Origin of the sequence: Pseudosulfitobacter pseudonitzschiae (assembly GCF_900129395.1) — a bacterium.
Classification (GTDB): domain Bacteria; phylum Pseudomonadota; class Alphaproteobacteria; order Rhodobacterales; family Rhodobacteraceae; genus Pseudosulfitobacter; species Pseudosulfitobacter pseudonitzschiae.
This window is the reverse complement of record NZ_FQVP01000012.1, coordinates 77569-88260: the sequence shown is the minus strand read 5'-3', so window position 1 is coordinate 88260 and position 10692 is coordinate 77569. Positions and strand designations below refer to the sequence as shown.

Genomic DNA, 10692 nt, shown 5'->3' with positions numbered 1-10692 from the left:
GATGTCGCCCTTGGACACCAACTGGCCAATGGCCTCCGGCGTGTCACCCCAGAAACCCGAAGCGCACCCGATGCGCAGTTGTCGATCCGACATATACCCCCCTATCTGCCCGTCCATTCCGGCGCGCGCTTTGTGTCACGAACAGCACGCTGTCCGGCCCGAAAAGCCGTGAATGCCGCCCGTAGCTGCAGAAATCCCGAAGGACGCTCTCTTTCGATTACGTCCGATGGCCCCCGTTTCCGCACCGCGCGCAACGGCGTCAAATCGCAAAAAGCGCGGCTTGCAAATATTTCTAACATATGTTTGATTTTGGTCAACAGGTCAATCTGACATTCTGCTCGGGAGGAAAACCATGAACAGTCAAGACAGTACGGTGATGGCCGATCTGCAAGCCATCAGGGCAAACTACTCGCTGACCAGTGAGCAGCGACAGATCGTCGATCACGTGGATCGCGTATCGCGCGAGGTGCTGCACCCGCTGCAGGCGCGTATGGACGCTGAGGATTGGTGGCCTGACGATCTGTTCAAGCAGATGGGAGAACTCGGCCTTCTGGGGATCACTGCGCCCGAGGAAATGGGCGGCTCCGGTCAGAACGAATTCACCCAGGCGCTGGTGTCCGAAGTGATCTCGAAATGGAATCCGGCGGTGGGTCTGTCGCACGGGGCACACGACAACCTGTGTCTGAACAACCTGCTGCGCAACGGCTCCGAGGAGCAGGTAAAGAAGTATGTGCCTGGCCTGTGTTCCGGTGATCTGGTCGGAGCCCTGGGGCTGACCGAACCCGGCGCGGGCTCGGATGCGCTTGGCTCCATGGCCACCACCGCGCGCCGCGACGGTGAAGACTATATCATCAACGGCTCGAAGATTTACATCACGAACGGGCCGATCGCCGATGTGGTCCTGCTTTATGCCAAGACTGACAAATCCAAGGGCGCCAAGGGCATTTCGGCGTTTATCATCGAAACCGACAATCCCGGGTTCAAGGTAGCGCAGAAGCTGGACAAGATGGGCTTTCGCGGCTCGCCAACCGGCGAGCTGGTGTTCGACGAGTGCCGCGTGCCGGCCTCTGCCATGGTGGGTGCCGAAAACAGCGGTGTATCAGTGGTGATGAGCGGGTTGGATCTGGAGCGCGCGATGGTCACTTCTGTCTGCGTCGGCATGGCCGAGCGGGCGCTGGAACTGGGTCTGGAGTATGCAAAGATCCGCGAACAATTCGGCAAACCCATCGCAAGTTTCCAGATGGTTCAGTCGAAACTAGCCGAGATTTACACCGAGGTCGAAACCGCCCGCGCCTTCAGCTATCGCGCGCTGGCGGCCTGTGTCGGTTTGCCCAAGGGGGCCGGAGGACGTGGCGAGATTCACAAGCTGACCGCCGCCGCCTGCCTTTACGCGGGCGAAGCGTTCAACAAGGCCGTCACCGAAGCCTGCCACATCCATGGCGGTTCGGGTTACATGCAGGACACCGAGATCAACCGGTTGTTCCGCGCCAACAAACTTTTGGAGATCGGTGCGGGCACCAGTGAAGTCCGCAAGATCATCATCGCCGAAGAACTTTTGCGCGCCTGAGGGAGGACCCAGCCATGAACAAGCAATTACGCAACGACATCGACCTTCCGACACATTTCATGACCGATGAACAGCAGGCGCTGGCCGATCAGGCCGGCAAGTTCTTCATGTCGGAGTTTCATCATCTGAACGCGGAAATGGACGACACCGATGATCTGCCGCCGTCGGTCTTTCCCAAGCTGGGCGAGATGGGCTATCTTGGCCTCAACGTGCCGCTGGAATACGGCGGGGCCGGGCTCGATTTCACCTCCGCCTGCATCATAAGCGAGGAATTGTCGCGCGCCTCTGCCGCGATCGGTCTTAGCCAGGTGGCGCATGATAACCTGTGCGTCAACAATATCTATCGCAACGCCAGTGAGGATCTGCGCCGCAAGTATTTGCCCGGGCTGTGCGACGGCACGCTGATCGGCGCTTTGGGCCTGACCGAACCCGGTGCCGGCTCCGATGCGCTTGGCTCGATGCGGACCACGGCGAAAAAGGATGGCGACGACTATATTCTGAACGGCGCCAAGATCTACATCACCAACGGGCCGATTGCGGATCTGGTGCTGGTCTATGCCAAGACCTCGCCCGAAAAGGGGGCCAAGGGCATTTCCGCCTTTATCGTGGAAACCGACACGCCCGGCTTCAAGGTGGCGCAGAAGCTCAACAAGATGGGGTTCCGCGGATCGCCGACCGGCGAATTGGTGTTCGAGGATTGCCGTGTGCCCGCCAAGAACATGGTCGGCAAGCTGGACGGTGGTGTTGCGGTGACAATGTCGGGGCTGGACCTGGAGCGCGCTATCGTCTGTTTCAATGCTCTGGGCATTGCGCAGCGGGCGCTGGATATCTCTATTGATTACGCCAAGACGCGCAAGCAGTTCGACAAACCGATCGCCAGTTTCCAGATGGTACAGGCGATGCTGGCCGACATGTACACACGGATCGAGGCGGCGCGCAGTCTGTCACTGAAAACCGTCGCCATGTGCGAGGGTCTGGAAGAAGGCGAAGGCGGGCGCGGCGAAATTCACAAACTGACGGCAGCGGCGATCTTCAAGGCTGCCGAGGCGACATCATTTGTGCTGGACAAGGCTGTTCAGATCCATGGCGGATCGGGCTATATGCGCGATACGGAAGTGAACCGGCTTTACCGGACCGGGCGCGTGCTCGAGGTCGGTGCGGGCACTCAGGAAGTGCGCAAGCTGATCATCGCCGGCGAGCTTCTTAAGGAATGAGGGGAAAGACATGAGCGACCGAAAGACACCGCGTTATGCCTCTGACCTCATGGCGGGTCAGGTGGCCCTCGTCACCGGTTCCGGATCGGGCATGGGCCGGGCCACGGCGCTTGAGATGGCGTCTTGCGGGGCCAGGCTGGCCCTGTTCGCACGCCGCGAGGAGCCGCTGGAAGAAACCGCCGAGATGATTCGCACCGCGGGGGGCGAGGCGTTTGTCGTGCCCGGCGACACCCGCGATGAGGCCAGTATCGAAACCGCGATGGGGCGGATCAAGGAGCACTACGGACAGCTTGACGTTCTGGTGAACAATGCGGGTGGTCAGTATATTGCCTCGGCCCGCGACATCACGAACAAGGGTTTCGAGGCGGTGATTCGCAACAACCTGATCGGGTCGTGGCAGATGACCCGCGCGGCGGCGGATCATTTCATGTATGACTCCGGCGGCTCGGTCGTATTCGTTACCGCGATTTCGGGCCGTACGGCCCTGACCGGTTTCGCGCATACCGTTGCTGCACGCGCCGGCGTGACCGGGATGATGAAGACGCTGGCCGCCGAATGGGGCGAATACGGGATTCGTCTGAACTGCGTTGCGCCGGGCACGATCAAGACCGACGCGCTCGGGCGCTATCCCATTCCGCCAGACCGGTGGAAGGATCTGAACCGGTCGGTCCTGAATCGCATGGGCGCGGCAGAGGACATCGCGGGTACGATCATCTTCCTTGCGTCCGATTTGGGGAATTTCATTACCGGCGAGGATATCTATGTTGACGGCGGTGAAACACTGCATATGGGCCATGATGCCCGCGACATGATCAATCCGGACATGTTCGAGAAACGAGAGCGCGGAGACGGGAAAAATGAGTGAACCCAATGTCCTTCTGGATATCAAAGACCGCATCGCGACTGTTACCCTGAATGACCCGGAACGCCGTAATCCGATTACCGGAAACGATATGATCGAGGCACTTCTGGAAAAGTTTGCAAAAGTGCAGGCCGACCCCGAAGTCAGCGTCATGATCCTCACGGGTGCTGGTTCCGCTTTTTGTGCGGGCGGCGACATCAAGGAGATGAACGACCCCGACGGTGTTTTTCGAAAAGAGCCGTTGGCGGCGGCGCAAAGCTATGTCGACGGCGTGCAGAGATTGCCGCAGGCGCTTTACAACCTCGATATTCCGACCATTGCAGCGGTCAACGGTGCGGCGGTCGGTGCGGGGTGTGACCTGACCATGATGTGCGACATGCGCATTGCGTCGGAAAAGGCGAAGTTCGGTGAGGTGTTTCTGAACCTCGGGATCATTCCGGGCGACGCGGGCAGCTGGTTCCTGCTGCGCCGTCTGGGCCATCAAAGGGCAGCCGATCTGACGTTTTCGGGCCGCATGGTCGCGGCCGATGAGGCGCTAGAGATCGGCATGGTGCTGGAGGTAGTGCCGCATGACACCCTGTTGGAGCGTGCCCGCGAACGTGCAGCGGTGATTGCTGCGAAACCGCCACGGGCGGTACGGATCGCCAAGCGCCTGATGCGCAACGCCGAACGGATGGATTTGCCGGATTTCCTGAATTCCGCGGCGGCCTATCAGGCCTTGATGCATCAGACCGAGGACCACCATGAGGCAGTCTCTGCGTTCATCGAGAAACGAAAACCCCACTTCACGGGGCGCTAAGGAAAGAACGCATGGCTGAAATCAGCAGAGAATATATGGAGCAGATCGCGCAGATGTGGAATGCGCGCGGCAAGGGGCTGATTACCCACATGGCGCTCGAGATCGAAAATGTGTCGAGCGAAGGCGTTCGGGTGCGGATGCCGTTCAATCCGGACTTTTGTGTGGATAAGGATCAGACCCTGCTTCACGGTGGCATTCTGACCGCCTTGCTGGACAGTGTTTTCGGGTTGGCGAACTTTGTGACCATCAAGGGGGTCAGCTCGATGGCGACCCTGGACCTCAGGGTTGATTATCTGCGGGCCGCACGGTCGCGCGCAGACGTCATCGTCAGCGCGCATTGTTTTCGGAAAACCCGCCATATCGCCTTTAATGCCGGCAACATCTGGTTCGATGGCCACGAGGATGCGGAAATCGCCCGTGGAACCGCCTCGTTCGCTTTGACCCGCGGTGACACCAGCCTTCTAGAAGCGATGACCAAAGGAAAAGCCTCGTAATGAACTTGCAAACCGTCAATGCCAACGTGGCCAGGGTGCCGTTTTTCCGGTTTCTGAATTTCGAGGTTCAGAGCATGGACGACTTTCATGCCGAAGCCGAGATGACTTTTGAAGCTCATCATATCGGAAACCCGATCATGGAGCATTATCATGGCGGCATCATCGCCAGCTTCATGGAAGCGACAGCCGCTATTGCCGTCCAACCAGATTTCACCGAAGTTCCGGCCAAGCCGATCAATCTGACCGTGGATTATCTTCGGCCTGGCGTGAAGGGTCCGCTGTATGCCCGTGCGAATGTCACCCGCAAGGGCAAGCGTATCGCGAGTGTCAGTGTAATTACATGGCAGACGGGTCGGGAAAAACAGGTTGCAGAAGGACTGTATCACTTCCTGTTGGTCTGATCACAACCCTTGAACGGTCAGTTGGCCGTTTCGTGTTCGGTGTAGGGGGTCGTCTCTCTTGAGCAAACCCCTTCGAGAAGCAGTTTGATAAGCATGCCGGAGAATTCGGGCAGCGAAAGATACCCGTCTTTTGCGGGTTCATTCGGGTCGAACCACTCCACCGTCCAGTTCAGTGCCCCCAGCATCACCTGGCGCAATGGGACGATCTTGATATCCGACCGGATAGCACCGTCATCCTGCGCTTCGCGCAGGACCCTGTCCCATAGTCTTCCGTATTCATGACGAATTCCTCTGTGCCGTTCCCTGAAACTGTTGGGTAGCATCCCATAGCTTCGGATGTTCGCAGACGTGAACTCGCTCGCCTTGAAAAGAAAATCCAGATGCGTCCAGATTGCTGTCGCTATCCTTGCGTGATGATCGTAAGGGGCCTCAAAATCCTGAACTGCTGCGCTTACACCCGTCAGAAGGTCGCTCAACCCGGCGTTCAGAACCTCGTCCACGATCGCTTCCTTGGACTTGAAATGGTAGTAGACGCTGCCCGCCTTCATCTCCGCTTCGTCGGCGATCTGTCTCAGCGTGGTTGCTTTGTAACCATTGTCCCTGAGAACGCGCGCTGCGGCGATCAGGATTTCCGCGCGGCTCTTCTCGGCCTTGCCGATGGGGTCGGGGATGTCGACAGAGTTGGCGGCTTTCGTCTTTAGTCCTGTCGTGACGACCATGTGCCGGGAACACATTCCATCAAGTATCAGCTTGCTCATGCGTTCGGCGAGAACATGCACCGGATAGCGATCCACATCATACCATTCCACTGTCCAGTTCATGGCACTCAGTATGAACTGGCGGATTGCAGCCACGGAGATGTCGACCCTCAGGTGGCCCGCATTTTTCGCATTATTCAAAAAGCAACTCCAGACCCGCGCATAAGCCGCGCGCAACTCACGGTGCGGAGCGCGTGCCTCATCGGACAACATCGGGTAGTTGCGGATATTGGCAGAGGTAAAGTCGCTGTCGGTCAGCAGATAGGTCAGGTGCGTTTCGATGAGCAATGCAAAGGTTTTGCGAAAATCATGGGAATCCCCTTTCGTCGACCGGACGATCTCACTGACCTTCTCGTAGAGTTGCCGCACACCAATATCCAGAACCTCGCTCAGAATCTGGTCTTTGGATTGAAAATGGTAATAGATACTTCCGGCTTCTATGCCGGATACCTGCGCAATGTCGCGCATCGTCGTGGCGTTGTAGCCTTCGTGCCGGAACAGGCGAGCGGCCGCAACGAGGATACCGCCTCGTGTCCGCTCCGACTTGCTCATTTCATCGTCGGTTCTCTTGATGGCATCAGTATATCTCACCATTCGTTGTCGATACTGAACAGTCACAACACTGTCCATTGTAATAAATCTAACAACTGTTAGAATACACCAAAGAAGGCTTCGAATCAAGTTCTTTGCCAAGATGTAAGCGGAAGAGGAGGATCTCTCTATGCGAGGGTTGAATGGAAAACGTGTAATCCTGACAGGTGGCGGTAGCGGCATCGGTCGGGCCGTATGTGAACGGTTCGGCGAAGAAGGTGCCGAAGTTGCCGTTTTCGATATGAACGAAGAGGGGGCGCAGGAAACTGTCCAGCATATTCTGGACGCCGGAGGCAAAGCGAAGGCGTTCAAAGTGGACATTACCGACCGTGCTCAGGTCGACAAGGCGGTGGCCGAGTTCGAGGCCGGTGGACCGGTCGACATCCTTGTGAACAACGCTGGTTGGGATGTGGTCAAGCCGTTCCTCGACAGCGATGCAGAACACTGGAAGAAGCTTATCGACATCAATCTATACGGGCCGTTGAACATGCATCACGCTGTACTCCCCGGTATGGTCGAGAATGGTAGAGGCCGCGTGGTCAACATCGCCTCCGACGCCGGTCGCGTGGGATCATCGGGAGAGTCCGTTTATGCAGCCTGCAAGGGGGGAATAATTGCATTTACCAAGACTGTCGCGCGTGAACTGGCTCGCAAGGGCATCCAGTTGAATGCAGTTGCACCCGGTCCGACCGACACACCGCTTCTTGCCCAATTCGCCCAGGGCGATACCGGTGCCAAGATCGCCGAAGGCCTCAAACGGGCCATACCGATGAAACGCCTTGGCCAGCCAAGTGACTATCCCGGGATCATTTGTTTCCTGGCGTCGGATGATGCGGGCTTCATCACCGGCCAGGTTATTTCGGTTTCCGGTGGCTTGTCGATGCACGGTTGATCGCCTGGCAGCCGTGCTTGCTCTAATGCGCAGCTGCCAAGCCATTTCCGAAGTTACCTCCCCAACTGGTCGCGCCTTCAGTGCGGCCTTTTTTCATTGACGAAAGATGACAAATAACCCGGTAGCCTCCGAGATTAAGCGGTTCAGCCCGGTTGCCGCTTTTTCGGATGGCTCTGGCACTACCACCGCCGAGTACCCGGCGCGCTGTACCGAAACCCTGAATGCCATCACGGCCCTTTGAAAGGAAACGGAATGATTACTGTATTTGGAGCAACCGGCACCACCGGCGCCCCCCTTGTCGATACACTGTTGGCAAAGGGCGCCAAAGTGCGTGCTGTCACCAGCGATCCGAGCAAGCTCGGCAAACTCAGGGACAAGGGATGCGAGGCGGTCACTGCAAGCTTCTCCGACCTTTCCGCGCTCGAACAGGCTTGCACCGGGGCGGACAGGATCTATCTGGTCACGCCTGCGCATCTGGACATGCGCCAATGGAAAGCAAACGCGATTGCGGCGGCCAAGTCAGCAGGCGTGCAGCACGTCGTTCTGGCCACCGGGCTTGGGGCATCGCCCAAGGCGGGGCTGACCTTTGGCAAGTGGCATTCCGAAGCTCAGGAATTGCTGAAGGAAAGCGGTCTGGACTGGACCTTTATCCAGCCGACCTATTTCATGCAGAACCTGCTGTGGCAGGCCGACAGTATCGCGAAGACCGGCGTTTATCATGATGATCTGGGCGGGCCGGTGTCCTGGATCGACGCCCGCGACATTGCCGATGTCGCTGCCGAGGCGCTGACCGGCGCAGGCCACGCGGGCAAGGGTTATGGCCTGACCGGGCCCAAAGCCCTGACCGGCGAAGATATTGCCGCAATACTGTCAGACGAGACCGGACGCTCTATCACCTCAACGCCCTTGTCGGCCGAGGACGCCAAGGGCGCGATGGTCGCCGCCGGGATGCAGGACGAGGTCGCTGCGGCCATGGTCGAACTGGCTTCCATCGCGCCCAAAGGTTACCTCGGCGGCATCGAGACCACCGTGAGCGACGTGCTCGGTCGTCCGGCGCGCTGCTTCCGCGATTTCGTTGCCGAGAATCGTGATGCTTTCGTCCGATAACTGGGTGGCGGTGCCGCTCTATCTTGAGCTGGCACCGCCTGCGGACGCTGCGGCGCAGGTCGCCCATCTATTTGTGTTCCGCGACACCGGCGCGTTGAGCGGGCGCGGCAGCGGGCGTTTCGCCACCGATCTCTTCACCCTTTCGGTGACAGGTGGCGACAGGGCGCAAATATCGCTTGCGCCACCCCGCCCGGATTTTACCCGCCGACAGTCTTCCTTTTGCGGCATCGTGGCCGGGCTACGGCTGTCGGCCCGACCGGAACATATGCCAGAGGCCGCAACGCTGGAGTCCTTGGCATTGGCATTGGCCCGCGTTCGGGAGAGTGATGATGGCCTGCCATCGCTTGTTTCAGCGCTGGACGATGTTGCATGTAGGCTGAGCTTCGCGGCGCGCCCGAAGGCGGTTAGCGATCGGACCGAACGGCGCAGGACGCGCGCCGATACCGGGATTTCACGACGGCGGCTCACCGCCACCCGGCGATTTCGCCGGCTGCTGGAACAGCTCGCGGGCCCCACCCCGCCGTTGAGCGATCTGGCGCTGGACGCGGGCTACTACGATCAATCGCATATGTCGGCGGTCTGCCGGGCCTATGCCGGCAGACCGCCGGGTGCGCTGCGGTCTCAGGCGACCCCGCGCCCTTTTGGCCTTTCGTTACAAGATGCACGCCTCAAGGATCGGCTACGATTGCTCATCACGGATGACTGCAAGGAGTGAGATCATAGTATGGCACAATTCGATCCGAGGAACCCAGATTTTGACGCGCGCGTGCGCGAAAGTTTCGAACGCCAGAAGGTGATGCACACGCTGGGGATCGGCATTGCCGACCTCTCGCCCGGTCATATCGTTCTGGAGATGGCAAACAGCGATGCGCTGACCCAGCAGCACGGGTTTCTGCATGCCGGTATTGTCTCGACCGCGCTGGACAGCGCCTGCGGATATGCGGCGTTTTCGCTGATGCCCGCGGACGCGGCAGTGCTGACGGCGGAATTCAAGATCAACCTGCTCAACCCCGCCGACGGGGAGCGGTTTCGATTCGTCGCCGACGTGGTGAAACCGGGCAGAACGCTCACGGTCTGCGAGGCGCGCGCCTACGCAATGAAGGGGCAGGATGAAAAACTTGTTGCCACGATGACCGGAACGCTGATGGCGCTGGTGGGACGGACGGGCGTTGCCGGGTGACCATCACCCCGACAACGGCTGCGGTGTTGGGCCGACGCCTGTGAACCGGCCACCGCACATCCGGGCGACCGGGTCGTTTCATCGGAAAGCTGGATCAGCTGTTCCAGCGTTTCGCAGTTTCAACCAAACGTTGACCATAGGACCGCGCCGTGTCCAGATCGCCGCCAGCCGGATATTCCTCGGGGGAGCTGTCGGAGGGGGCAATCGCGAGAAGACCGGAATATCCGCCCGTCCAGTTCATCTTTTCCGGGCCGTCCGCCTTGGTGTTGGCGGGCATGAGACCGACGCCGCACCAGAGCTGGCCGTGTTGCTGCGACAGGGTAATGAAATACTGGATGGTCGAGAACTTGTCACCATTTGCTGTCGCAGAAGTGGTAAAGCCACCGGCGATCTTGTCCTTCCAGTTCTGCGTGAACCAGGGCTTCGAGCTGGCATCGGCGAATTTCTTGAACTGCCAGGCGGGGGCGCCCATGTAGGTCGGGCTGCCATAGACGATGGCATCGGCCGCATCGAGCGCCGCCCAGGCCGCCGCGTCCAACTCTCCGTCTTCAGACAGTTTCAGCAATTCAACCTCGGCGCCTTCGACACCCCTGGCCCCTTCGGCGACGGCATTGGCCTGAACGTCCGTGTGGCCATATCCGCTGTAATAGACAATCGCTAGCTTCGTCATGGTCGGTACACCTTTTGCTTAATTTGGAATAGCCATGACTTAGGAAAGACGGTTACTAAAAGAAAGCTGATTGTTTTTCAAAACCTGATCAGTGGTCCGAAGGCCCGTCATTGATAATCAACTTCGTAGCTTACTAAGCTATTGATAAATAAAAATA

12 protein-coding genes are annotated in these 10692 nt (G+C 58.8%); 10 read left to right on the top strand and 2 right to left on the bottom strand.

Annotation, left to right across the window (positions count from 1 at the left end):
- Positions 1-352 precede the first annotated feature (352 nt).
- Genes BUC08_RS22085 through BUC08_RS22060 form a run of 6 tightly spaced genes read left to right on the top strand, consistent with a single transcriptional unit; the run spans position 353 to position 5337 of the window.
- Complete coding sequence (locus BUC08_RS22085; protein WP_051694608.1) at positions 353-1567, top strand: acyl-CoA dehydrogenase family protein; 1215 nt, start codon at positions 353-355, stop codon at positions 1565-1567.
- Positions 1568-1581: 14 nt separating this feature from the next.
- A complete protein-coding gene (locus BUC08_RS22080; RefSeq protein WP_037929775.1) occupies positions 1582-2781 on the top strand; it encodes an acyl-CoA dehydrogenase family protein in 1200 nt (399 codons plus the stop codon).
- A 10-nt stretch (positions 2782-2791) separates the two neighbouring features.
- The gene (locus tag BUC08_RS22075) at positions 2792-3646 is read left to right on the top strand and encodes an SDR family NAD(P)-dependent oxidoreductase (protein ID WP_037929778.1); all 855 of its coding nucleotides are present in this window, start codon (positions 2792-2794) and stop codon (positions 3644-3646) included.
- On the top strand, positions 3639-4442 hold the full coding sequence (locus BUC08_RS22070) for an enoyl-CoA hydratase-related protein (protein WP_037929781.1): 804 nt from the start codon (positions 3639-3641) through the stop codon (positions 4440-4442). The genes BUC08_RS22075 and BUC08_RS22070 overlap by 8 nt, the downstream gene beginning before the upstream one ends.
- An 11-nt stretch (positions 4443-4453) precedes the next feature.
- Entirely contained in the window at positions 4454-4936 is a 483-nt protein-coding gene (locus BUC08_RS22065; RefSeq protein ID WP_037929785.1) for a PaaI family thioesterase, read from the top strand.
- Positions 4936-5337 carry a PaaI family thioesterase gene (locus BUC08_RS22060; protein WP_037929788.1) on the top strand — a complete coding sequence of 134 codons (402 nt, stop codon included), beginning with the start codon at positions 4936-4938 and terminating at the stop codon, positions 5335-5337. The genes BUC08_RS22065 and BUC08_RS22060 overlap by 1 nt, the downstream gene beginning before the upstream one ends.
- A gap of 17 nt (positions 5338-5354) precedes the next feature.
- On the opposite strand, the gene BUC08_RS22055 is transcribed toward BUC08_RS22060, so the two are convergent.
- Positions 5355-6713 (bottom strand): TetR/AcrR family transcriptional regulator, encoded by a 1359-nt coding sequence (locus BUC08_RS22055; RefSeq protein WP_224556200.1) that lies wholly within the window; start codon positions 6711-6713, stop codon positions 5355-5357.
- A gap of 103 nt (positions 6714-6816) precedes the next feature.
- Between BUC08_RS22055 and BUC08_RS22050 the strand changes: the two genes are divergently transcribed.
- The 4 genes from BUC08_RS22050 (at position 6817) to BUC08_RS22035 (ending at position 9865) form a co-directional block, all read left to right on the top strand.
- Complete coding sequence (locus tag BUC08_RS22050) at positions 6817-7578, top strand: glucose 1-dehydrogenase (RefSeq protein WP_037929794.1); 762 nt, start codon at positions 6817-6819, stop codon at positions 7576-7578.
- A gap of 252 nt (positions 7579-7830) precedes the next feature.
- Positions 7831-8685: an NAD(P)H-binding protein gene (locus BUC08_RS22045; RefSeq protein WP_037929797.1), complete on the top strand. Its 855-nt coding sequence runs from the start codon at positions 7831-7833 to the stop codon at positions 8683-8685.
- The gene (locus tag BUC08_RS22040) at positions 8669-9400 is read left to right on the top strand and encodes a helix-turn-helix domain-containing protein (RefSeq protein WP_037929800.1); all 732 of its coding nucleotides are present in this window, start codon (positions 8669-8671) and stop codon (positions 9398-9400) included. The genes BUC08_RS22045 and BUC08_RS22040 overlap by 17 nt, the downstream gene beginning before the upstream one ends.
- 9 nt (positions 9401-9409) lie before the next feature.
- Positions 9410-9865: a PaaI family thioesterase gene (locus BUC08_RS22035; protein WP_037929801.1), complete on the top strand. Its 456-nt coding sequence runs from the start codon at positions 9410-9412 to the stop codon at positions 9863-9865.
- A gap of 94 nt (positions 9866-9959) precedes the next feature.
- On the opposite strand, the gene BUC08_RS22030 is transcribed toward BUC08_RS22035, so the two are convergent.
- A complete protein-coding gene (locus tag BUC08_RS22030; RefSeq protein ID WP_037929803.1) occupies positions 9960-10535 on the bottom strand; it encodes a flavodoxin family protein in 576 nt (191 codons plus the stop codon).
- Positions 10536-10692 lie beyond the last annotated feature (157 nt).